The 21895-nt window shown below is 76.2% G+C and carries 21 protein-coding genes and 1 pseudogene; 13 read left to right on the forward strand and 9 right to left on the reverse strand.

Annotation, left to right across the window (positions count from 1 at the left end):
* Positions 1–116: 116 nt before the first annotated feature.
* Positions 117–977, forward strand: coding sequence for an HAD family hydrolase (locus FN207_RS08760; RefSeq protein ID WP_142458047.1), 861 nt, complete (start codon positions 117–119; stop codon positions 975–977).
* A 35-nt stretch (positions 978–1012) separates the two neighbouring features.
* Here FN207_RS08760 and FN207_RS08765 read toward each other — a convergent pair whose 3' ends face one another.
* Both FN207_RS08765 and FN207_RS08770 read right to left on the reverse strand, forming a co-directional pair.
* The gene (locus FN207_RS08765) at positions 1013–2002 is read right to left on the reverse strand and encodes an aldo/keto reductase (protein ID WP_142458049.1); all 990 of its coding nucleotides are present in this window, start codon (positions 2000–2002) and stop codon (positions 1013–1015) included.
* Between the two features lie 45 nt (positions 2003–2047).
* Positions 2048–2836 carry a Fic family protein gene (locus tag FN207_RS08770; RefSeq protein WP_142458050.1) on the reverse strand — a complete coding sequence of 263 codons (789 nt, stop codon included), beginning with the start codon at positions 2834–2836 and terminating at the stop codon, positions 2048–2050.
* A gap of 65 nt (positions 2837–2901) precedes the next feature.
* On the opposite strand from FN207_RS08770, the gene FN207_RS08775 reads away from it, so the two are divergent.
* Genes FN207_RS08775 through FN207_RS08785 form a run of 3 tightly spaced genes read left to right on the forward strand, consistent with a single transcriptional unit; the run spans position 2902 to position 4765 of the window.
* Positions 2902–3465 (forward strand): histidine phosphatase family protein, encoded by a 564-nt coding sequence (locus FN207_RS08775; RefSeq protein WP_142458052.1) that lies wholly within the window; start codon positions 2902–2904, stop codon positions 3463–3465.
* On the forward strand, positions 3462–3983 hold the full coding sequence (gene cobU / locus FN207_RS08780) for a bifunctional adenosylcobinamide kinase/adenosylcobinamide-phosphate guanylyltransferase (RefSeq protein WP_142458054.1): 522 nt from the start codon (positions 3462–3464) through the stop codon (positions 3981–3983). The genes FN207_RS08775 and cobU overlap by 4 nt, the downstream gene beginning before the upstream one ends.
* A complete protein-coding gene (locus FN207_RS08785; protein ID WP_142458056.1) occupies positions 3980–4765 on the forward strand; it encodes an adenosylcobinamide-GDP ribazoletransferase in 786 nt (261 codons plus the stop codon). Before cobU ends, FN207_RS08785 begins: the two co-directional genes overlap by 4 nt.
* A gap of 377 nt (positions 4766–5142) precedes the next feature.
* On the opposite strand, the gene cobN is transcribed toward FN207_RS08785, so the two are convergent.
* The 3 genes from cobN to FN207_RS26895 all read right to left on the reverse strand — a co-directional run bounded on the left by cobN (position 5143) and on the right by FN207_RS26895 (position 9910).
* Positions 5143–8772 carry a cobaltochelatase subunit CobN gene (gene cobN / locus FN207_RS08795; RefSeq protein WP_142458060.1) on the reverse strand — a complete coding sequence of 1210 codons (3630 nt, stop codon included), beginning with the start codon at positions 8770–8772 and terminating at the stop codon, positions 5143–5145.
* Positions 8773–8859: 87 nt separating this feature from the next.
* The gene (locus tag FN207_RS08800; RefSeq protein WP_221888101.1) at positions 8860–9249 is read right to left on the reverse strand and encodes a YunG family protein; all 390 of its coding nucleotides are present in this window, start codon (positions 9247–9249) and stop codon (positions 8860–8862) included.
* Positions 9250–9280: 31 nt separating this feature from the next.
* Positions 9281–9910 carry a TetR/AcrR family transcriptional regulator gene (locus FN207_RS26895; RefSeq protein WP_142458064.1) on the reverse strand — a complete coding sequence of 210 codons (630 nt, stop codon included), beginning with the start codon at positions 9908–9910 and terminating at the stop codon, positions 9281–9283.
* Positions 9911–9970: 60 nt separating this feature from the next.
* Between FN207_RS26895 and FN207_RS08810 the strand changes: the two genes are divergently transcribed.
* On the forward strand, positions 9971–10678 hold the full coding sequence (locus tag FN207_RS08810) for a hemerythrin domain-containing protein (protein ID WP_142458065.1): 708 nt from the start codon (positions 9971–9973) through the stop codon (positions 10676–10678).
* Entirely contained in the window at positions 10675–11127 is a 453-nt protein-coding gene (locus tag FN207_RS08815) for a nitroreductase family deazaflavin-dependent oxidoreductase (protein ID WP_185938253.1), read from the forward strand. Before FN207_RS08810 ends, FN207_RS08815 begins: the two co-directional genes overlap by 4 nt.
* Positions 11128–11129: 2 nt before the next feature.
* Here FN207_RS08815 and FN207_RS08820 read toward each other — a convergent pair whose 3' ends face one another.
* Positions 11130–12995: an ABC transporter ATP-binding protein gene (locus tag FN207_RS08820; RefSeq protein WP_221888119.1), complete on the reverse strand. Its 1866-nt coding sequence runs from the start codon at positions 12993–12995 to the stop codon at positions 11130–11132.
* An 81-nt stretch (positions 12996–13076) separates the two neighbouring features.
* On the reverse strand, positions 13077–13406 hold the full coding sequence (locus tag FN207_RS26660; protein WP_246065898.1) for a tetratricopeptide repeat protein: 330 nt from the start codon (positions 13404–13406) through the stop codon (positions 13077–13079).
* Positions 13407–13562: 156 nt separating this feature from the next.
* Between FN207_RS26660 and FN207_RS08830 the strand changes: the two genes are divergently transcribed.
* The 3 genes from FN207_RS08830 to cobG are packed head-to-tail and all read left to right on the forward strand — an operon-like array spanning position 13563 to position 16479.
* Positions 13563–14327 carry a DUF4383 domain-containing protein gene (locus FN207_RS08830; protein WP_246065899.1) on the forward strand — a complete coding sequence of 255 codons (765 nt, stop codon included), beginning with the start codon at positions 13563–13565 and terminating at the stop codon, positions 14325–14327.
* Between the two features lie 24 nt (positions 14328–14351).
* Positions 14352–15308, forward strand: a complete 957-nt coding sequence (locus FN207_RS08835; protein ID WP_142458068.1) for a pyridoxal-phosphate dependent enzyme — start codon at positions 14352–14354, stop codon at positions 15306–15308.
* 13 nt (positions 15309–15321) lie between these two features.
* A complete protein-coding gene (gene cobG / locus FN207_RS08840; RefSeq protein ID WP_142458069.1) occupies positions 15322–16479 on the forward strand; it encodes a precorrin-3B synthase in 1158 nt (385 codons plus the stop codon).
* Here the strand turns inward: cobG and FN207_RS08845 are convergent.
* Positions 16476–17654 carry a glucose-1-phosphate adenylyltransferase family protein gene (locus FN207_RS08845; RefSeq protein ID WP_142458070.1) on the reverse strand — a complete coding sequence of 393 codons (1179 nt, stop codon included), beginning with the start codon at positions 17652–17654 and terminating at the stop codon, positions 16476–16478. The two genes, cobG and FN207_RS08845, sit on opposite strands and share 4 nt — an antisense overlap.
* A 44-nt stretch (positions 17655–17698) precedes the next feature.
* On the opposite strand from FN207_RS08845, the gene FN207_RS08850 reads away from it, so the two are divergent.
* The 3 genes from FN207_RS08850 to FN207_RS08860 are packed head-to-tail and all read left to right on the forward strand — an operon-like array spanning position 17699 to position 21138.
* Positions 17699–18319 carry a precorrin-8X methylmutase gene (locus FN207_RS08850; protein ID WP_142458071.1) on the forward strand — a complete coding sequence of 207 codons (621 nt, stop codon included), beginning with the start codon at positions 17699–17701 and terminating at the stop codon, positions 18317–18319.
* A gap of 46 nt (positions 18320–18365) precedes the next feature.
* On the forward strand, positions 18366–19865 hold the full coding sequence (locus FN207_RS08855) for a precorrin-2 C(20)-methyltransferase (RefSeq protein WP_142458072.1): 1500 nt from the start codon (positions 18366–18368) through the stop codon (positions 19863–19865).
* Positions 19866–19914: 49 nt separating this feature from the next.
* Positions 19915–21138, forward strand: coding sequence for an MFS transporter (locus tag FN207_RS08860; RefSeq protein ID WP_142458073.1), 1224 nt, complete (start codon positions 19915–19917; stop codon positions 21136–21138).
* Between the two features lie 14 nt (positions 21139–21152).
* On the opposite strand, the gene FN207_RS26900 is transcribed toward FN207_RS08860, so the two are convergent.
* Complete coding sequence (locus FN207_RS26900) at positions 21153–21512, reverse strand: hypothetical protein (protein WP_142458074.1); 360 nt, start codon at positions 21510–21512, stop codon at positions 21153–21155.
* A gap of 99 nt (positions 21513–21611) precedes the next feature.
* On the opposite strand from FN207_RS26900, the pseudogene FN207_RS08870 reads away from it, so the two are divergent.
* A pseudogene (locus FN207_RS08870) lies at positions 21612–21895 on the forward strand (HNH endonuclease); the annotation flags it as partial.

The raw sequence follows: 21895 nt of genomic DNA on the forward strand, positions 1-21895 counted from the left end.
CAGCCCACCGCGGCGCCGCCCGGCCCGCCAGGCGGCGACCTGTGGATGACCCGGACGGGTGTGGACGGCGCGCGGGAGCCCGTCACCCCCCTCGGGTGCCCTTACAGTCGTGAACTGTGACCCGCGCCGCGGCGTTCTTCGACCTGGACAAGACGGTCATCGCCAAGTCCAGCACCCTGGCCTTCGGCCGCCCCTTCTTCGCGGGCGGGCTGATCAACCGCCGCGCCGTGCTCAAGGGTGCCTACGCGCAGTTCGTCTTCTCCCTGGCCGGCGCCGACGCCACGCAGATGGAGCGGATGCGGGCGCAGATCACGGACATGGCGACGGGCTGGGACGTCGCGACGGTGCACGAGATCGTCCGCGAGACGCTGCACGAGGTCGTCGACCCGCTGGTCTACGCGGAGGCCGCCGACCTCATCGAGTTCCACCGGGCCGCGGGCCGGGAGATCGTCATCGTCTCCAGCAGCGGTGCGGAGATGGTCGAGCCGATCGGCGAGATGCTCGGTGCCGACCGGGTGGTGGCCACGCGGATGGTGACCGCCGAGGGCCACTACACCGGCGAGATCGAGTTCTACGCCTACGGCGAGAACAAGGCCGAGGCCATGCGGCAGGTGGCCGCCGAGAGCGGCTACGACCTGGCCGACTGCTGGGCCTACAGCGACTCGGTCACCGACCTGCCGATGCTCTCGGCGGTCGGGCACCCGACGGCGGTCAACCCCGACCGGGCGCTGCGCCGGGCGGCCGCCGAGCGCGGCTGGCCGGTGCTGGAGTTCACCCGGCCGGTGTCGATGCGCTCGCGCTTCGCCGTGCCCCCGGCCCCCGTGGTGACCGGCGCCGCGATGGGCGTGGGCGCGGCGGTGGCCGGCCTGGCCTGGTACGCCCGGCGGCGGGCGCTGCGCGCGGTGGCCACCGCGGCGTCCACGGCGGTCCCGGTGGCGGCCCCGGCCGGCGGCCGGTGGCGGCACCGGGGCGCCTGAGCCCCCGGCTCCCTCCCCGGCCGGCCCCCCGGCGCTCAGACCCCCAGCCGCTCCCGCACGCCGTCTATCCGTTCCCGCACGCCGTCGACCAGGGTGCGCACGGCCGACACCGGCGTGAACGCCCGCGCCGCCGACGTCAGCGCCGCCTGCTCGTCGGGACGCAGGTCGATGTCGCCGGCCGCGGCGTTGGCCTCCATCTGCTCCACGCTCGAGGCACCCGGGATCACCACCACCTGTGGCAGCGAGACCAGCCAGGCCAGCGCGATCGCGCCCGGCCGGACGCCGTGGGCGTCGGCGACCTCGCGCAGGACGTCGAGCAGTGGCTGGACCCGACGCAGGTTCTCCGTGCCGAACAGCGGGTTCGCCGCGCGCACCCCGCCGGGCCGGTTGCCGACGTCGTAGCGCCCGCCGAGCAGACCCTGCGCCAGCGGGCTGTAGGCGATGACGATCCGCCCCTCGCGCTCGGCGAAGGGCACCAGGTCCTCGAGCGCCCCGGGCCGGGCCAGGGAGAACTGCACCTGGTTGCTCAGCACCGGGCGGCCCAGCGCCGCGTCGGCCGCGCGCCAGCGGGCCAGCGAGTAGTTCGAGACGCCGGCGGCGCCGATGCGGTCCTCGTCGAGGAGCTGCCGCAGCCCCGGCATGATCACGCTGTCGGGGACGACCGGGTTGGGCTGGTGCACCTGGTAGAGCGGGACCCTCCGCAGCCCGAGCCGCCGGGCGCTGCCCTCCAGCCGGGAGCGGACCACCGGCGGGAACGGCGCCACCGGGAAGACCTTCGTGGCGACGACGACCTCGGCGCGATCCTCGCCGAGCGCCTCACCGAGGATCCGCTCGCTGCGGCCGAAGCCGTAGACCTCCGCGGTGTCGAACAGCGTGACGCCGAGGTCCCGGGCACGGCGGACGATGTCGCGGGCGGCGCCCTCGGCGTAGCCCTCGCCGTAGCCCCACTCCCGGGAGCCGAACTGCCAGGTGCCCAGCCCGATCCGGCTGACCCGGCCGATCCCGTCGACGTCGAGGTAGCGCATCGCCCCACTCTCCCCCGCGCCCCTGCCGGGCGCAGGGCGGGCCGGTCAGCCGCGCAGGATCGCCTCGGCGATCGCCAGGCCCTCCCGGGCGCCGAGCTCGGTGGCGCGGCAGCAGTGCACCAGCCACGCCGCGACGCCCTCGGGTCCGCCCGCTGCGTAGCCGGCCAGCCGCTCCCGGTAGGCGTCGACGCCGAGCTCGGCGAAGCCGACCTCGGGCACCGAGACGGCCTTGGGGTCCAGCCCGCGGCCGATCGTGGTCAGCCGGCCGGCGGCCCGGGCGACGACGCCGTCGGCGGTGCCGAAGGGCGCCAGCGCCGCGAGCTCCCCGTGCACCAGGCCGGCCACGAGCACGGCGGGCACGGTGGAGGTGCCGGTCACCACCTGGAACAGGCCGTTGAGCCGCGGCCCGGCGTGCGGTCCGGGGCGGCCGAGGTCGGCCCGGTCGGCGACGTCGGCGGCGGCGAGCACGTGCAGGCGGGCCAGCACCTGCCCGGGCGCCTTCGCCCAGGTGTCGACCATCGAGCCCAGCCCGACCGAGACCCGCAGCGACCCCTGCACCACCGGGTCGTCCACCGAGCCGGCCCGCAGGTCGGCCAGCGGGACGTCGACGCCGTCGAGGGCGGCCGAGGCGCGGGCGCCCCGCAGCGCCGACTCGCTGCTGACCTCGGCCGACCGGTTGCGCATGAGCCGGTGCGCGAGCAGCCGGTCGATGCCGGAGCGGGCGGCCTCGGCGGCGTCGCGGACGCCGGGCAGGTCGAGCAGCGGCGCCAGCGGGTCGGGGCCCGCGGACGCGGCGGCGGGGCGGGCGGCACCGGGACGGACGGGGATGCTCACGGCTGCGACGGTACGAGCACCGGCTCGGGCGTCCGCCGTCGCCTGTCCTACGCTCGGCGACCACCATGGCCCGCCCGCTCACCCTCCTCCTCGTCCGCCACGGCCAGAGCGAGTGGAACGCCGCCGGGCTCATGCAGGGCCAGACGGCGCACGTCCCGCTCACCGCGCTGGGGCACGAGCAGGCCGCCGCCGCGGCCCGCGAACTGGTCCCGCTGCGGCCGGGCGCGATGCTGGCGTCGGACCTGCTGCGGGCGGTGCAGACCGCCGAGCACTGCGCCGCGGCCACCGGGCTGCCGTTCACCACGACGCCGGCGCTGCGGGAGCAGGGCTACGGGGTGCTGGAGGGCCGGCCCTCGCGCGAGCTGTGGGACGTCGTCGACTGGACCGATCCGCACTGGGCGGCCGAGGGCGGCGAGAGCCTGGCCGGCCTGCACGCCCGGGTCGGGGCGTTCCTGGCGCGGCTGCGGGAGGACCCGCCGGCCGACGTCGTCGCGCTGGTCACCCACGGCGACACCATCCGCGCCGCGCAGGCGGTGGCGGCCGGTCTCGGTCCCGCGGAGATGCCGGCGGTCACGCCGCACAACGGCACGGTCACCCGGTTGGAGCTCGGGGCGGCGGTCGCCCGGTGAGCAGGGTGCTGGTGCTGGGCGGCTCGCGGTCGGGCAAGTCCGCGCACGCCGAGTCGCTGGTCGCCGGCCGGTCCGACGTCGTCTACCTGGCCACCTCGGCGGCCGCGCCGGAGGACGCCGAGTGGTCGCGCCGGGTCGCCGCGCACCGCGCCCGCCGGCCGGCCGCGTGGACGACGCTCGAGACGACGGCGCCCAGCGACCTGCTGCGCGGCGGGACCGTGCTCGTCGACAGCGTGACCACCTGGGTCGCCGCGCTCATGGACGAGACCGGCGTCTGGACCGACGAGCCCGGCTCCGCCGACCGGCTGGCCGGACGGGTCGACGCGCTGGTCAACGCCTGGGCGATGACCCCGGCGCACGTGGTCGCGGTCAGCGACGAGGTGGGGCTGGGCGTGGTGCCGGAGTCGCGGTCGGGCCGGCTGTTCCGCGACACCCTCGGCGAGGTCAACCAGCGGCTGGCCGGGACCGCCGACGAGGTCTGGTTCGTCGTGGCCGGGCTGCCCCAGCGGCTGCGGTGAGCGGCCGGCGCACGTGGTGGGCCGGCCCGCTGGAGTCGGTCGCGCTGCTCACCGTGGTCCGCGTCCCTGCGGCCGGGACGACGTCGACCCGCGGCGTGCTGCCGTGGGCGCCGCTGGTCGGGCTGGCGCTGGGCGGGGTGGCGGCCGGCACCGGCGTCCTCGGCGCGCATCTGGTGTCCCCGCTGACCGGCGCGGTCGCGGCCCTGGCCGTCCTCGCGGCGCTCACCCGCGCGCTGCACCTCGACGGGCTCGCCGACACCGCCGACGGCCTGGGCCCGCTGCGCGGCCGGGAGCGGGCACTGCAGGTGATGCACCAGGGCGACGTCGGGCCGTTCGGGGTGGTGACGCTCGTCCTCACCCTGCTGCTGCAGGCGGCGGCGGGCGCCGCACTGCTGACCTCCGACGGCGGCTGGCTCGCGCTGTGGACGGCGGTCGTGGTGGCCCGGCTGGCGATGGCCCGCACGGGGCTGCCCGGGACGCCGATCGCGGAGGGCTCGTCGCTGGGGCGGGCAGTGGCCGGCACCGTGTCGCGGCCGTGGCTGGCCGGCTGGGTCGTCCTCGCGCTGGCCGGTGCCGCGGCGGCGGGATGGGCGCATGGGGGCCCGGCGGCAGCCGCGGTCCTGGCCGGGGCCGCGGCGGCGGGGCTGCTCGCGGCAGAGGCCGTGCGTGCCCGCGCATCAGCGCGCCTCGGCGGGGTCACCGGGGACGTGATGGGGGCGATGGGCGAGGCGGCGACGACCGTCGTGCTGCTGGTCGCCGCCGCCTGCGCCGGGATCGATTAGCGGCGGAGGCCCGCCGCGGTCGTCAGCGGCGCTTGGTCAGCGAGCCGAGCAGCCGGCCCAGCCCGCCGGAGGCGGCGGTCGTCGGCGCACCGCGGCCCATGCGCTTGGTCGGGGTGCCGGCCGACATGCGGGTCCGGCCCATGCCGGCGCTGCGGCCGGCAGCCGTCCCGCGTCCGCTCACCCCGCGGCCCGTGCCGCGTCCGGTCGTGGCACGCCCGGCGGTGGCGCGGCCTCCGGCGGCGCCCCGACGAGCCGTGGTCTCAGCAGTTCCGAGGAGTCGGTTCAGGATGCCCATGCTGGTGGGGTACCCATCCGGCCGGAACCACGCGCCGGGGACGCGGTCGGACGGCGCGCCGTCACGCAGGACACCGAGGTGATCACGCGGGCGCGCCCGACTGCGCCGGGGTCTCGCCGCCCTCGAGGTCGCCCTCGGTGTCGAGGTAGGCCTGCCGCAGCTCGGCCAGCAGGCCGGCGTCCGGCTCGGCCCACATCCCGCGGTCCACGGCCTCGAGCAGCCGCTCGGCGATGCCGTGCAGCGCCCACGGGTTCGACCTCTCCATGAACTCCCGGTTCTCGGGGTCCAGCACGTAGGTCTGGGTGAGCTTCTCGTACATCCAGTCGGCGACCACGCCGGTCGTGGCGTCGTAGCCGAACAGGTAGTCGACGGTCGCGGCCAGCTCGAAGGCGCCCTTGTAGCCGTGCCGGCGCATCGCCGAGAGCCACTTCGGGTTGACCACCCGCGCCCGGAAGACGCGCGAGGTCTCCTCGGTGAGCGACCGGGTGCGCACCTGCTCGGGCCGGGTCGAGTCGCCGATGTAGGCGCGCGGCGCGGACCCGGTCAGTGCGCGGACGGTCGCCACCATCCCGCCGTGGTACTGGAAGTAGTCGTCGGAGTCGGCGATGTCGTGCTCGCGGGTGTCGACGTTCTTCGCCGCCACCGCGATCCGCTTGTAGGCCGCCTCCATGTCCGGCCGCGCCTGCACGCCGTCGAGGTCGCGGCCGTAGGCGTAGCCGCCCCAGACGGCGTACACCTCGGCGAGGTCGGCGTCGCCGCGCCAGTTCCGCGAGTCGATCAGCGACAGCAGCCCCGCCCCGTAGGCGCCGGGCTTGGAGCCGAACACCCGGGTGGTCGCCCGACGGCGGTCGCCGTGCCCGGCGACGTCGGCGTCCACGTGGGCCCGCACGAAGTTCTGCGACGCCGGCTCGTCCAGTCCCGCCACCAGCGTCACGGCGTCGTCGAGCATGGTCACCACGTGCGGGAAGGCGTCCCGGAAGAAGCCGGAGATGCGCACCGTGACGTCGATCCGCGGCCGGCCGAGCTCCTCGAGCGGCACCGCCTCGAGCGACGTCACCCGCCGCGAGGCGTCGTCCCACACCGGGCGGACGCCGAGCAGGGCGAGCACCTCGGCGACGTCGTCACCGGAGGTCCGCATGGCCGAGGTGCCCCACACCGACAGGCCGACCGACGGCGGGTACTCCCCCGTGTCGGCCAGGTACCGCTCGAGCAGCGAGTCGGCCATCGCCTGCCCGGTCTCCCACGCCAGCCGCGACGGGACCGCTCGCGGGTCGACCGAGTAGAAGTTGCGCCCGGTCGGCAGCACGTTGACCAGCCCGCGCAGCGGCGAGCCCGACGGCCCGGCCGGCACGTAGCCGCCGTCGAGGGCGTGCAGCGTGGCGTCGAGCTCGTCGGTGGTGCGCTCCAGCCGCGGCACCACCTCGTCGACGGCGAAGCGCAGCACCTCGGCGACCTGGGCGTCCTCGCGGCCGAGCACCTCGCGCACGACCGGGCCGACCGCGCCGATGGTCCAGCCGGCGTCCTCCATGCCCGAGACCAGCGCGAGAGCCTGCGCCTCGACGGCGTCGGTGGCCTTCAACCCCGCGGTGCCGTCCTCGGTCAGCCCGAGCGCCTCGCGCAGCCCCGGGAGCGCCACCGAGCCACCCCAGATCTGCCGCGCGCGCAGCATCGCCAGCACGAGGTCGACCCGGTCGGAGCCCGACGGCGGCGTCCCGAGCACGTGCAGGCCGTCGCGGATCTGCGAGTCCTTGATCTCGCAGAGCCAGCCGTCGACGTGCAGGATCATCTCGTCGAAGTGGTCGTCCTCCGGCCGCTCGGCCAGCCCCAGGTCGTGGTCGAGCTTCGCCGCCTGCAGCAGCGTCCAGATCTGCGCCCGCACCGCCGGCAGCTTCGCCGGGTCCATCGCGGCCACGTTGGCGTGCTCGTCGAGCAACTGCTCCAGGCGGGCGATGTCGCCGTAGGAGTCCGCGCGCGCCATCGGCGGGACCATGTGGTCGACGAGCGTCGCGTGCGCCCGGCGCTTGGCCTGCGAGCCCTCACCCGGGTCGTTGACCAGGAAGGGGTAGACCAGCGGCAGGTCGCCGATCGCGGCGTCCGGGCCGCAGGAGGCCGACAGGCCGACCGTCTTGCCCGGCAGCCACTCGAGGTTGCCGTGCTTGCCCACGTGCACCAGCGCGTGCGCGCCGAACCCTCCCGTCGACTGCGCAGACCGCAGCCACCAGTAGGCGGCCAGGTAGTGGTGCGAGGGCGGCAGGTCGGGGTCGTGGTAGATCGCGATCGGGTTCTCGCCGAAGCCGCGGGGCGGCTGCACCATCACGACGACGTTGCCCGCGCGCAGGGCCGCGAACACGATGTCGCCGCCGTCCACGAACAGCGAGCCGGGCGCCTCGCCCCAGTGCTCGACCATCGCCGAGCGCAGGTCGTCGGGCAGGGTGTCGAAGAAGCGCCGGTACTCCGCGGCCGGGATGCGCACCGGGTTGCCCGACAGCTGCTCCTCGGTCAGCCAGTCGGCGTCCTGGCCGCCGGCGGCGATGAGCGCGTGGACCAGCGCGTCGCCGTCGAGGTCGGCCACGCCGGGCAGCGCGTCGGGGCCGTCGAACGGGCCGATGTCGTAGCCCTGCCCCTGCATCGCGGCCAGCAGCCGCACCACCGACGCCGGGGTGTCCAGGCCGACGGCGTTGCCGATCCGCGCGTGCTTGGTCGGGTAGGCGCTGAGCATCACCACGACGCGGCGCTCGGCGGGCGGGGTGGACCGCAGCCGGGCGTGGGCCACCGCGGTCCCGGCCACCCGCGCGGCCCGCTCGGGGTCGGCGACGTACTGCGTCAGGCCGTCGTCGTCGGTCTCCTTGAAGGAGAACGGCACGCTGATCAGCCGACCGTCGAACTCCGGGATCGCCACCTGGTTGCCGACGTCGAGCGGGGAGAGGCCGTCGTCGTCGGCCAGCCAGTCCGCGCGCGGGCGGGTGAGGCACAGCCCCTGGACGACCGGCACGTCGAGGGCGGCGAGCTGGCCGACGTCCCAGGCGCCGTCGTCCCCGCCCGCCGACGCGGTGGCCGGCCGCGAGCCCCCGGCGGCGAGCACGGTGACGACGAGGGCGTCGGCGGTGCGCAGGACGTCGAGCAGGTCGTCGGACACCGAGCGCAGCGAGCTCACGAACACCGGCAGCGCCTGCCCGCCGGCGTCCTCGACCGCGCGGCACAGCGACTCGACGAAGGCGGTGTTCCCGGCCAGGTGGTGCGCCCGGTAGTAGAGGACCGCGATCCGCGGCCCCTCAACGGTGCGCGCGGCCCGCTCCATGACGCCCCACTCCGGCGCCACCGACGGCGGCTCGAAGCCCTCGCCGGTGAGCAGCACGGTGTCGGAGAGGAAGCGGTGCAGCTGGACGAGGTTGTCCGGACCGCCCTGCGCGAGGTAGCCGTGCGCCTCGGTGGCCACGCCCATCGGGACGGTGGACAGCTCCATCAGCTCGGCGTCGGGCACCTGCTCGCCGCCGAGGACGACGACCGGCGCGGGCCCGGCGAGCAGGGGCGCGAGCATCTCCTCGTACTGCCGCCGCACGCCGAGGATCCGGACGACGACCAGCTGCGCGCCGTCGGTCAGGGCCGCGATGCCGTCGTCGCCGAGGCGGACGGGGTTGCCCAGCCGCCAGTCGGCGCCGCTGGCGCGGGCGGAGAGGAGGTCGGTGTCGCTGGTGGAGAGCAGGACGAACACGCGGTCAGACGCTACGCGCCGGTGCCCCGTGCACCCGGCCCCCCGCCGGACGGTCCCGTCCCGTTGCCGCAGGTCGACTCCCGCGGGCTAGCCGGGCAGCTCGCCGATGCGCGTGAGGACCGCCGAGCGCAGCCGGAGGTACTGCTCGGCGGCGTAACCCGGCAGGCCCTCGGGGCGGACGACGACCCGCGGCGCCTGCACCACCTCGGTGGGCGCGAACTGCCCGAGGGTGAGGTCGACCTCGCGGCCGTCGGGCAGCCGGTTCCACCAGTGCACGCCCTGCCGCGACCCGTCGGGGTACAGCACCTCGGCCAGCAGCAGGTCGCCGCCGAACAGGTCGTGCAGGACCAGCGCGGTGGGCCCGCACTGACCGCGGGCGCGGTTGCCCTCCGACCAGTCGGCCACGTCGGCCGGGTCGCAGGTCTCCAGGCACCAGGCGGCGCGGACGGCAGCGGTCACCTCGTCGAGCGTGGGCACGGGCGGCACCCTGCCAGGCGGGGACGACGGATCAGCGCAGCAGCAGCCGCTCGACGGCGCCGGGCAGCCAGTCGGCGTAGCGCTGCGGCGGCCAGCCGCACCCGCGGATGAGCCGGGACTGCGTCTGCGGGGACAGCACCGACCAGACGACGTCGACGGCGGACTCCAGGTCGAGGTCGGCGCGCAGGTCGTCGGCGAAGGCGCGCACGAGGAGCGTCACGTCGGCGCGGCGCCGTCGCTCGTAGGCCGCGTAGGGGGCGGCGACCTCCGGATCGGCCGCGGCGGCGGCCGCGAACACGTCCTGCATCTCGAGGGTGCCGGCCGCGCTCTCCGACGCCAGCCGGTGCAGGGCGGCCAGCCGGGCGGGCCGGTCGGCCGCCGTGAGCAGCTCGGCGAAGGGGCCGAGCTCCCGGACGGGGCGGTCCTCGTCGGACCCCACGAGGGCCCGGTCGACGCAGGCGAGCAGCAGCGCGGCCTTGCCGCCCTGCGCGAAGACGGTGGGGACCGAGACCCCGGCGGCCGCGGCGATCTCCCGCATCGTCGTGGCGGCGTACCCCCGCTCGACGAAGCAGCGGGTGGCCGCGTCGAGCACCTGGACCCGCGTGCGCCGCGCCTGCTCCTGGCGCAGGTCGGAGCGGTAGACCCTCTTGCCCTCGGACACCGGTTCACCCTACCGTGCCGCTATTCGATTGACCGGTACTTAACCCGAAAGGGCCACCCCGTGACCGTCACGTCCGACCACCCCGTCCAGATCCGGCTCGAGGGCCAGGCCGCCGCGCCCGACGGGCCGATCGACCTCGCCGCCATGTACCTGATGCACCGTGCCTTCCGGCGGGACCTGGACGCCTTCGCCGCCGTCGTCCCCACCGTGGCCGTCGGCGACCGGCGCCGGTGGCGGCGGCTGGCCCGCCGCTTCGCGCGGTTCGCCGGTTACCTGCACAAGCACCACTTGGGCGAGGACGCGGGGCTGTGGCCACTGCTGGCCGAGCGCGGCGCCGACGCGGGCGTCCTCGACGCGCTGGAGGCCGAGCACGCCGGCATCGACCCGGCGCTGGCCGCCGTCACCGCGGGCCTCGGGGCGCTGGCCGCCGGCCGCGGGAGCGAGGCGGCCCGGGCGGAGCTCGCCGCGCAGGTGGTGGCGCTGCGCGACGGGCTGGCCGCCCACCTCGCGCACGAGGAGAGCGACGGGATGACCTTGGTGCAGCAACACCTCACCCCGGAGGACTGGGACCGCCTCGACCGCGAGGTGTTCGCGGAGGAGTACGGCCCGCGCGACGCCGTCGGCGCGCTCGGCTGGGTGACCTCCGCGATCCCCGACGACGCCGTGGCCCGCCTCCCCCTCCCGCACCCCGCGCTGCTCGCCGTCGCCCGCCTCCTCGGCCGCCGCGCCGCCCGCGCCGACGCTCGTCTGTTCGGGACCACCCGGTGACCGCGGTCCTGTCCCGCGCCGACCGCGCGGCCACGGTCCTGTCCCGGCGGGTGGCGGCGCTGCACACCGCGCTGCTGCGCCGCACCGGCGGCCGGCTGGGCAACCGGTTCCGCGGCGGCGACGTCGTCCTGGTGACCTGCCGCGGGCGGGTGTCCGGGCAGCCACGCACCACCCCCCTGATCCACGTCCGCGACGGCGCGGACGTCGTCGTCGCGGCGTCCAACGGCGGCATCGACACCGAGCCGCAGTGGTGGCTGAACCTGCGGGCCCACCCGCACGGGGAGGTGGAGGTCCGCGGCCGGCGGTGGGCGGTCACCGCCGCCGAGGTGGACGGCCCCGAGCGCGACCGGCTGTGGGCGGCGCTGATGGCCCACTTCGACGGCTACGACGGCTACCAGGCGAAGGTGTCCCGGCGGATCGCCGTGGTGCGACTCTCCCCCGCCGGCTGAGCTCAGGCGGCGACCGGCTGACCGAACTGGGTGCGGTACAGCTCGGCGTAGCGCCCGCCGAGGGTCAGCAGCTCCTCGTGCCGGCCGCGCTCGACGACGCGGCCGCCCTCCAGCACGAGGATGCAGTCGGCCGCGCGCACGGTCGAGAGCCGGTGCGCGATGACGATCGCCGTCCGCCCCTCGAGCGCCTCGTCCAGGGCCTCCTGCACCGCGGCCTCGCTCGTCGCGTCGAGGTGGGCGGTGGCCTCGTCGAGCAGCACCACGCGCGGGCGGGCCAGCAGCAGCCGGGCGATGGTCAGCCGCTGCCGCTCGCCGCCGGAGAAGCGGTAGCCGCGCTCGCCCACCACGGTGTCCAGCCCGTCGGGCAGCGCGCGGACGAGGTCGGCCAGCCGGGCGCGGGTGAGGGCGTCCCACAGGTCGTCGTCGGTCGCCTCGGGCGCGGCCAGCAGCAGGTTGTCCCGCAGCGACTCGTGGAACAGGTGCCCGTCCTGGGTGACCACGCCGACGGTGCGCCGGATCGAGGCGGCGGTCAGGTCGCGCACGTCGACGCCGCCCAGCCGCACCGCTCCGGCGTCGGCGTCGTAGAGGCGCGGCACCAACGAGGCGATCGTGGACTTGCCGGCGCCCGAGGAACCGACCAGCGCGACGACCTGGCCCGGCTGCACGGCGAAGGAGACGTCGTGCAGGACGTCGACGCCGCCGCGGCCGTCGAGCCGGGCGACGTCCTCCAGCGAGGCCAGCGAGACCCGGTCGGCCGAGGGGTAGGCGAAGGTGACGCCGTCGAGCTCCACCGACACCGGGCCGGCGGGCACCTCGCGGGCGTCCGGGCGCTCCCGGACCAGCGGCACGAGGTCGAGCACCTCGAAGACCCGCTCGAAGCTGACGACGGCCGAGGCGACGTCGACCCGCGCGCTGGCCAGCGCGGTCAGCGGCGCGTACAGCCGGGTGAGCAGCAGGGCCAGCGCGACGACGGCGCCCGGGTCGAGCGAGCCGGCCAGCGCGTAGGTGCCGCCCAGGCCGTAGACCAGCGCGAGCGCCAGCGCCGACACCAGCGTGAGCGCGCTGATGAAGGCCCACTGCACCATCGCCGTCCGCACGCCGACGTCGCGGACCGCCCGCGCCCGGGCGGCGAAGCGGACCGACTCGGCGTCGGGACGGCCGTAGAGCTTGACCAGCGTGGCGCCGGGCGCGGAGAAGCGCTCCGTCGTCTGCCCGGTCATCGCCGCGTTGGACTCCGCGGCCACCCGCTGCAGGCCGGCGAGCTGGCGGCCGATCCGGCGGGCGGGGAGCAGGAACACCGGCAGCAGGAGCAGCGCCAGGACGGTGACCTGCCAGGACAGCGTCAGCATCGCCGCGAGCGCGAGCAGCAGCGTGACGGTGTTGCTGACGATCCCCGACAGGGTGTCGCTGAAGGCGCGCTGGGCCCCGAGGACGTCGTTGTTGAGGCGGGACACCAGCGCGCCGGTGCGGGTCCGGGTGAAGAAGGCGACCGGCATCCGCTGCACGTGGTCGAAGACGGCGGTGCGCAGGTCGAGGATCAGCCCCTCGCCGAGCGTGGACGACAGCCACCGGCCGAGCAGGCCCAGCGCCGTCCCGGCGAGGGCGATCCCGGCGATGAGGAAGGCCAGGCCGACGACGGTCGAGGTGCTCCCGCCGCCGACGATCGTGTTCACCACCCGGCCCGCCAGCAGCGGGGTGGCCACCGCGAGCACCGCCTCGACCACGCCGACCGCCACGAACGCGGCGATGCGCCCGCGGTGCGGCCGCGCGTAGGTCATCACCCGCCGCAGGGTGGCGCGGGAGATCCCGCGCCGGTCGTCGCGGGCGTGCGTGGCCCGCGAGAGCGCCGACCACGCCGTCATCTCCATGCTCACGCCGGCGACGCTAGGACCTCACGTGAACTGGAGGTCAAGATCCTCCGCGGTTCCGGCAAGAACGGTCAGGCGCCGTCACTCCGCGCCGAGCGCGTCGGCCATCCGGTGGTGGGGAACGGCCTCGTCCCGGCGGCTCTGCCGCTCCAGCGTGCGCGCCAGCGCCCGCCGGGCCCACCCGTTGGCCGGCGCCAGCTCGACCAGCCGGCGCAGCGCCTCCTCCGCCTTCTGCAGCTGGGCCGCGCCGAAGTAGCTGCGCGCCAGGAGCTCCAGCGCCGCCTCGTTGGCCGGCTCGGCCGCCACCAGCGGCTCGAGGACGCGCGCGGCCTCGACCGGCTGCCCCATGGAGAAGAACAGGTCGGCGCGCAGGAAGTCGGAGTGCAGGTCGGTCTCGAAGGGTCGGGTCACGCCGGCTGAACGGGAACGGGGCGCCCGCTCTTCCCGGCGGAGATCACGACACGCCCGGCCGACATGCGGTCGGGGAAAGTCCGGAACGCGGTGCATCCGGACACGACCGGATTGGGAACAACCGGTGTCAGCACCACCCGACACGAGGAGCACGCCGTGGCCCTGTCCCTGCCCCGGAAGCGGACGGCCGACCGCACGCCGGCGACCCCCACCTCCACCCCCGCCCCGACCGCACCCCCTGAGACCGAGCGGGCGCGCGACACCGGGGACTCCCCTAGCGGCGGCAACCGCGTCTACACCGTCCAGCGCATCGGCGCCTTCGCCGTGGCGGGGGTCATCGCCGTCTTCGGCATCCTGGGCCTGCTCAACGGCCTGGACTTCTTCTCCACCGACGGCGAGCGCGTCCTCGGCCTGTCGTCGAACGGCCTGCTGTCGGTGATCTCGCTGGTCACCGCGGTGGTGCTGGTCGCCGCCGCGCTGCGCGGCCCGCGGGTCGCCTCGACGGTGATGATCGTCATCGGCGTGCTGTTCCTGGTCTCGGCGCTGGCCAACCTGGCCGTGCTCAACACCAGCTGGAACTTCCTCGCCTTCCGCATCAGCAACGTCGCCTTCTCCGTCGTCGCCGGCCTGGTGCTGCTCATGCTCGGCGCCTACGGCCGGGTCAGCGGCAACCTGCCCTCCGACAGCCCCTACGCCCGCGACACCAGCGACGACGTCCCGCCCGTCTCCCCCGACGAGTACCCCTCGACGCCGGCCGACTTCGCCGCCGAGCGGGCCATGCGCGAGGCCGAGGTCGCCGTCGTCCAGCACATCGCGACCTTCGACCAGCGCCGCCGCGTCGCCGCGATGTCCCAGGTCACCAGCCGCAAGGAGCGCCGCGCGATCTGGATGTCCTTCGACCGCGCCCGCCGGGACGCCTGACCCTCGGAGCGGCACGATCCCCGGGTGACCGTTCCGCTCTCGCACTGGCCCACCCCGCTCGACCGGGCGCCGCGGTTGTCCGCGGCGCTCGGTCTGCGTCCCGGGGACCTGGCGGTCAAGCGCGACGACCTCACCGATCTCGGCGGCGGCAACAAGGTGCGCAAGCTCGAGCACCTGGTCGCCGAGGCGGTGGGCGACGGCGCCACGGTCCTCGTGACGCAGGGCGGCGTGCAGAGCAACCACGCGCGGATGACCGCCGCGGCCGCCGCCCGGCTGGGGCTGCGCGCCGTCCTCGTCCTCGGCGGCACGCCGGCGGAGGACCGGCCCGGCAACCTCGCGCTGGAGGGCGCGCTCGGCGCACGGGTCGTCGTCGTCCCGGACCCCGCCGACGTCGACGCCCGCGTGGCGGAGGTGGCCGCGGAGCTGCGTGCCGCCGGTGAGGCGCCCGCGGTGCTGCCGCTGGGCGGCTCGTCGGCGACCGGCGCGCGCGGCTACCTGGCCTGCGCGGCCGAGCTGGAGGAGCAGGCGCCCGGAGCCCGGCACGTCGTCGTCGCGGTCGGCTCCGGGGGCACGATGGCCGGGCTCGTCGCCGGGCTGGGCGCCGACCGGGTGCTCGGCGTGGACACCGGCGCGGTGCCCGACCCGGTCGAGCGGGTGGCCGCGCTGGTCACGGCGCTGGGAGGCGACGCGTCCGGCCTGCGGCTCCGGCGGGACCAGGTGGGCGGCGGCTACGGCGCGCCCACGGAGTCGGCCGGGGCCGCGCTGCGCACGGCGGCCCGCACGGAGGGCCTGCTGCTCGACCCGGTCTACACGGCCAAGGCGCTGGCCGGGCTGGCCGCCGCGGTCGCCGACGGGTCGATCCGCCCGGGCGAGCCGACCGTGTTCGTGCACACCGGGGGGCTGCCGGGGCTCTTCGTTCACCCGATGGCCGCCGAGCTGGCGGCCGAGGTCCTGGCGTCGTCGGGCCCCCGGGCGACGTAGCCTCGCTGGCGCGATGACCAGCCCCCGCCTGCGCGCCGACGCCTGTCCCGGCGCGCTCCAGACGCACTCCGCCGCCGACGGCGAGCTCGCCCGCGTGCGGGTGCCCGGCGGCCTGCTGACCGCCGCCCAGCTGCGGGCGCTCGCCGCCGCCGCGCGGGACCTCGGCGACGGCGCGCTGGAGATGACCAGCCGGGGCAACCTGCAGCTGCGCGGCCTGGCGCCCGGCGCGGCCCGCGAGCTCGGCGACCGGCTGGCCGCCGCGGGCCTGCTGCCGAGCGAGACGCACGAGCGGGTGCGCAACGTGCTGGCCAGCGCGCTCACCGGCCGTGCCGGCGGGCTGCTCGACGCCCGCCCGTGGGTGGCGGCGCTCGACGCCGGCCTGCTCGCCGACCCGGCCCTCGCCGCGCTGCCCGGCCGCTACCTCGCCACGCTCGACGACGGCCGCGGCGACGTGTCCGGACTCGGCGGCGACGTCGGGCTGCTCGCGATGTCGCCGTCGTCGGTGGCCCTGCTGCTCGCCGGCGAGGACAGCGGGCTGCGCACCGGCCCCTCCGACGCCGTCGGCCTGCTGCTCACGGCCACCCGCGCGTTCCTCGCCGAGCGCGACGCCCAGGGCGGCACCGCCTGGCGGCTGGCCGAGCTCGACGACGGCCCTGCCCGCGTCGCGGCCCGCGTGGCCGCCCGCCTCGGCGGTGCCCGGTCCGCGCCGGTCGCCGTCCCGCCCGCGCCGTCGCTCGGCCCGGTCGGCGCGGAGACGCAGGCCGACGGGCGGACGGCGCTGATCGGTGTCGTCCCGCTGGGCCGGATCGCCGCCGGCCAGGCCGAGCTGCTGGCCTCGCTCACCGGGGAGGTCCAGCTGACGCCGTGGCGCAGCGTCGTGGTGCCCGACCTCGCCGAGGACCGTGTCGACGACGCGGCCGTCGACCTGCACCGCACCGGGATGGTGTTCGACGCCGCCAGCCCGTGGGCGCGGGTGACCGCGTGCGCCGGCCGGCCCGGCTGCGCGAGGTCGCTGGCCGACGTGCGCGCCGACGCCGCCGCCGCGGTGGCGTCCGGCGCGGTGCCCGACGAGACGCGCGTGCACTGGGCCGGGTGCGAGCGCCGCTGCGGCCGGCCGCGCGGCGAGGTCCTCGACGTCGTCGCCACGGCCGACGGCTACCGCGTCTCCTAGTCCTCCTCGGGATCGGGGTACCGGGCGCCCGCGGGGACCTCGGTGCCCTCGGCGACGGTCACCGCCCGGCCGACCAGCGTGACGTCCCCGTCGCCGCCCACTGTGGCCCCCCGCCCGACGTCGACCCGGTCGTCGACGACCGAGCGGGTCACCGTCGCGCCCGCGCGCACGCGGACACCGGGCAGCAGCACCGAGTCCACGACGGTCGCCCCGGCCTCGACCACCACGCCCGGCGACAGCACCGAGCCGCGCACGTTGCCCGAGACCCGCGTGCCGCCGGAGAGCAGGCTGTTCTCGATCTGGCCGTCGTCGAGCACCCGGGCCGCGCTGTGCCGGCCGCCGCGGGTGTGGATCGGCCAGGCCTCGGCGTCGAGGTCGATCGGCGGCTCCTCGGACAGGAACTCCTGGTGCGCCTCCCAGTACGAGTCGACCGTGCCGACGTCGCGCCAGTAGCCCTTCAGCGGGTACGCCCGGGCCAGGCCGTCCTGCGTCTGCGCCGGCAGCAGGTGGGTGCCGAGGTCCTCGAGCCCCTCCTCGCCGACCTCGGACTGCAGCTGCTCGAGCCGGTCGAGCGTCGGGCCGGGGCTGAACACGAACACCTCGTTGGTGGCCGTGGTGGTCGCGGGCTCGTCGGGCTTGTAGGCGTAGCCGGTGACCCGGTCGCCGTCGACCTCGACGATCCCGTAGCGGGCGGCGTCGTCGGCGGCGACCTCGGTGGTCACCATCGTCACCTCGGCGCCGGACTGCAGGTGGGCCTCGGCGACCTCCCGGTAGTCGAGCTCGTAGACGGCGTCGGCGCTGACCACGACGAGCGCGTCGGCACCGAACCCGCGGATCAGCTCGGCCTGCCGCCACAACGAGTTGGCCGTGCCGGTGTTCCACCCGCCGCGCTCGGTGCCCTGGAACGGCGGCAGCGTCATCAGCCCGCCGGTGGTGCGGTCGAGGTCCCACGGCCGCCCGTTGGCCAGGTGGTCGGCCAGCGACGTCGGGTGCTGCTGGATCGAGATCCACACGTCGGGGATCCCCGAGTGCTGGCAGTTGCTCAGCGGGAAGTCGATGAGCCGGTAGACGCCGGCGAAGGGCACGGCGGGCTTGGCGCGGTGCTCGGTGAGCAGCTGGAGACGGCCACCGGCACCACCGGCCAGCACGAGGACGAGCAGACGGGGGAGGGCCATGTGCCCGCGCTACCCCGTCCGGCCGGGCCGTAGCCTCGCAGCCGATGTACGACTACGAGAAGGACGGCGCCGAGATCTACCGGCAGTCGTTCGCGACGATCCGCGCCGAGGCAGATCTCACCGGCCTGCCCGAGGACCTCGCGCGGGTGGTGGTCCGGATGATCCACGCCTGCGGCCAGGTCGACCTGGTCGCCGACGTGGCGGCCAGTCCCGACGTCGTCCGGCGCGCCCGCGAGGCCCTCGACGCCGGCGCCCCCGTCCTGTGCGACGCGCAGATGGTCGCCTCGGGCGTGACCCGGCGCCGGCTGCCGAAGGACAACGACGTCGTCTGCACGCTGAACGACCCGCGGGTCCCGGGCCTGGCCGCCGACCTGCGCACCACCCGCACCGCCGCGGCGCTGGAGCTGTGGCGCGACCGGCTCGACGGCGCCGTCGTCGCCATCGGCAACGCGCCCACCGCGCTGTTCCACCTGCTCGAGATGGTCGCCGCCGGCGCCCCGCGCCCGGCCGCCGTCCTCGGCATCCCGGTCGGCTTCATCGGCGCCGCGGAGTCCAAGGAGGCCCTGGCCGCCTCCGACCTGGACTCCCTCGTGGTGCGCGGCCGCCGCGGCGGCAGCGCCATCACCGCGGCCGCCGTCAACGCGATCGCGAGCGACGTCGAGTGAGCGCAGGGACGTCAGACATGGCCATTCCTGCCGCCGGAGGGGCCCGGTGACCGGGCGCCTGTACGGCGTCGGGCTGGGCCCCGGCGACCCCGAGCTGGTCACGGTCAAGGCCGCCCGGCTCATCGGCGCCGCCGACGTCGTCGCCTTCCACGCCGCGCGGCACGGCCGCTCGGTGGCCCGCGCGCTGGCCGCGCCCTACCTGCGCGAGGGCCAGGTCGAGGAGCTGCTGGTCTACCCGGTGACCACCGAGACCACCGATCACCCCGGCGGCTACCAGGGCGCCATCGACGAGTTCTACGAGGCGGCCGCGGCGCGGCTGGCCGCGCACCTCGACGCCGGCCGCGACGTCGTCGTGCTCGCCGAGGGGGACCCGTTCTTCTACGGCTCCTACATGCACATGCACAAGCGGCTCGCGCGCCGCTACCCGACCGAGGTGGTGCCCGGCGTGACCAGCGTCAGCGGCGCCGCGGCGGTGGTCGGGCGGCCGCTGGTGGAGCGCGACGAGGTGCTCACCGTGCTGCCCGGCACGCTGCCCGCCGACGAGCTGGCCGAGTGGCTGGCCACGACGGACTCCGCCGCGGTGATGAAGCTCGGCCGCACGTTCGAGCAGGTCCGCGAGGCGTTCGACGCCGCCGGCGTCCTCGACCGCGCGCTCTACGTGGAGCGGGCCACCACCGACCGGCAGCGGGTCGCCCCACTGGCCGACGTCGACCCGGCCACCGTCCCGTACTTCTCGCTGGCGCTGCTGCCCTCGCCGCTGACCGGGCCGACTCCGGGCCCCTCGCCCGACGCGGTGGAGCCTGGAGCGCAGGCCGGCGAGGTGGTCGTCGTGGGCCTGGGCCCCGGCGCCCGCGGGTGGACCACCCCCGAGGCCGCCGACGCCCTCGCCTGCGCCGACGACCTCGTGGGCTACGGCCCCTACCTCGACCGCGTGCCGGCCAACCCGCGCCAGACCCGCCACCCGAGCGACAACCGGGTGGAGGCCGAGCGGGCCGCGCACGCCCTGGAGCTGGCCGCGTCCGGACGGCGGGTCGCGGTGGTCTCCAGTGGCGACCCCGGCGTCTTCGCCATGGCCGCGGCGGTGCTCGAGGTGGCCGCCCGTCCCGAGCACGCCGGCGTCCGGGTGCGGGTGCTGCCCGGGCTGACCGCGGCGCAGGCGGTGGCCTCCCGCGTCGGCGCGCCCCTGGGCCACGACTTCGCCGTCATCAGCCTCTCCGACGTGCTCAAGCCGCTCGACGTCGTCCTCGACCGGCTGCGGTCCGCGGCGGCGGCCGACCTCGTCCTCGCGCTGTACAACCCGCGGTCGAAGGCCCGCCCGCACCAGCTGGCGAAGGCGCTCGACGCGCTGCGCGAGGTGCGCGAGCCGGAGACGGTGGTCGTCGTCGGCCGCGACGTCGGCGGGCCGGAGGAGGAGGTCCGGGTGACCACGCTCGGCGACCTCGACCCGGAGACGGTGGACATGCGGTGCCTGCTGCTCGTCGGGTCCTCGCAGACGCGGGTCACGACGGCCGGGCAGGTGTACACGCCGCGGCGGTATCCCGGCTGACACACCGTTGCGGGGAACAACCGGCCCGCGGGGTGCCTTGCCTCCTTGCGTGCCCCGACTCTCCCGCCCGCTCGCGTTCTGGTCGGTGGCCGGACTCCTCGTGCTGGTGCTGGCCGCCTCCGGCGTCCCGTCGCCGCTCTACCGCGTCTACCAGGAGCAGTTCGGTTTCGGCTCCGGCGTCCTGACCCTGGTGTTCGGCATCTACGCCTTCGCGCTGCTGGCCGCGCTGCTCGTGGTGGGCAGCCTGTCCGACCACGTCGGTCGGCGGCCGGTGCTCGCCGGGGCGCTGCTGCTGCAGGCGGTGGCGATGGTGGTCTTCCTCGCCGCCGACGGCGTCGGCTGGCTGCTGGCCGCCCGCGTCCTGCAGGGGCTGTCCACCGGCGCGCTGACCGGCTCGCTGGGTGCGGCCCTGCTCGACCTGCAGCGCCGCGACCGGCCGCTCGGCCCGCTGCTCAACAGCGTCTCCCCCGGCCTCGGGCTGTCGCTCGGCGCCGTCGGCGCGGGCCTGGCCATCGAGACGATCGTCAGCCCGACGCCGTGGGTGTTCGGCGTGCTGACCGTCGTGTTCGTGCTCGGCGCGGTCCTGGCCTGGGCGCTCCCGGAGACCTCGCCGCGGCTGCCCGGCGCGCTCGCCTCGCTGCGCCCGCGCGTCGAGGTGCCCCGGCCGCAGCGGCGGGCGTTCCTCGTCGCGACCCCCGCCCTGGTCGCGCTGTGGGCGATGGGCGGGCTGGTGCTCTCCCTCGGCCCGTCGCTGACCGCCGGCGTCTTCGGCGTCGAGGACCACCTGGTCGGGAGTCTGCTGATCCTCTGCATGCAGGGCACGGCCGCCGTCGGCGCCGTGCTGGCCCGCGACCTCGCTCCGCGCCGGGCCATGGCCGGCGGCTGCGTCGTGTTCGCCACCGCCGTCGTCGGGCTGCTGGTCGCCCTGGCCACCGGCACGCTGTGGCTCCTCTTCGTCGCCGCGGGGATCGCCGGACTCGGCTTCGGCGCGGCCTTCCTCGGCTCCGTGGCCACCGTGACCGCGGGCGTCTCGCCGGGTCACCGCGCGGGCCTGCTGTCGAGCATCTTCGTCGTCGGCTACCTGGCCTTCAGCATCCCGGCGATCGTCGCCGGCCTGGCAGTGAACACGCTGGGACTGCGGGTGGTCGCGGAGGTCTACGGCGTGGTCGTCATCGTGCTGGCGGTGGTCGCCGCGGTGGGGCTGCGGCTGTCACGGCCGCGGACGCCGACCGCCGTCGCGGCCGAAGAGCCCGCGGAGTCGCTCGCGGCCTGACGGCCGGTCCTGACCTACCCGCCGAACGTGTACCGCAGGTTGGCGTTGACCAGCTCGTTGATCCGCCGACGCATGTGGCCCAGCAGCGAGGCGTCCGGGGACGGTTCCTCGACGAGCAGCACCCAGCGCAGGTCCGTGCCGTGCCCCTCGCGATCACGCCTCAGCTCGAAGCGGATCCGCGCGTCCGGTCTGCGGTCCCACAACGACGACCACACCACCAGGTCCGGCTCGGCCTCGACGACGTCGGGGCGCCGCTCGTCATCGAGGAGTAGCAGCCACGGCCGGGCGGGGTCGCGGTTCGGCTCGGTCAGCGCCTCGTAGACCACGTGCGGCGGCGCCGGCTGATCGCGACGCCGTGCACCCACCTCGATCACCCGGGCACCGTATGCGGTCCTCGACACGCGACCTCACCGATTCCTCGTCGCCCGGCTGACCTGCGGAAACTGTCGTACCCCTTCCGTAGGTTCGAGGTCGTGGAGGAGGTAGCCGGGTCGCTCGTGGAGCGTGCGCTGGCGGGCTGGCTCGTCGAGCGGCCCGCGCCCTTCCGGCGGCTGCCGGTGGCGCTGCTGTCGCGCGAGCAGAAGGCCGCGGAGCTGCAGCGACTGCAGGCCCTCAAGGCGCGGACCGCCGCCTACGAGGCCGAGCTGATCCTGGGTCTCGCGGACGACTCACCCGATGACGACGACCCGGCGCCGGGCACGCCGGGGGCGCGGGCGCGGTCGTGGAAGCCCGATCCCGAACTGCCGGGTGTCTCGGA

This window comes from Geodermatophilus aquaeductus, from assembly GCF_900182545.1.
Classification (GTDB): Bacteria; Actinomycetota; Actinomycetes; order Mycobacteriales; family Geodermatophilaceae; genus Geodermatophilus; species Geodermatophilus aquaeductus.

Excerpts from the sequence above, each read along its gene's own strand:
- FN207_RS08765 (WP_142458049.1), bottom strand. The coding sequence starts at position 2,002 with ATGCGCTACCTCGACGTCGACGGGATCGGCCGGGTCAGCCGGATCGGG.
- FN207_RS08775 (WP_142458052.1), top strand. The coding sequence starts at position 2,902 with ATGGCCCGCCCGCTCACCCTCCTCCTCGTCCGCCACGGCCAGAGCGAG.
- FN207_RS08820 (WP_221888119.1), bottom strand. The coding sequence starts at position 12,995 with ATGGAGATGACGGCGTGGTCGGCGCTCTCGCGGGCCACGCACGCCCGC.
- cobG (WP_142458069.1), top strand. The coding sequence starts at position 15,322 with ATGACCAGCCCCCGCCTGCGCGCCGACGCCTGTCCCGGCGCGCTCCAG.
- FN207_RS08845 (WP_142458070.1), bottom strand. The coding sequence starts at position 17,654 with ATGGCCCTCCCCCGTCTGCTCGTCCTCGTGCTGGCCGGTGGTGCCGGT.
- FN207_RS08850 (WP_142458071.1), top strand. The coding sequence starts at position 17,699 with ATGTACGACTACGAGAAGGACGGCGCCGAGATCTACCGGCAGTCGTTC.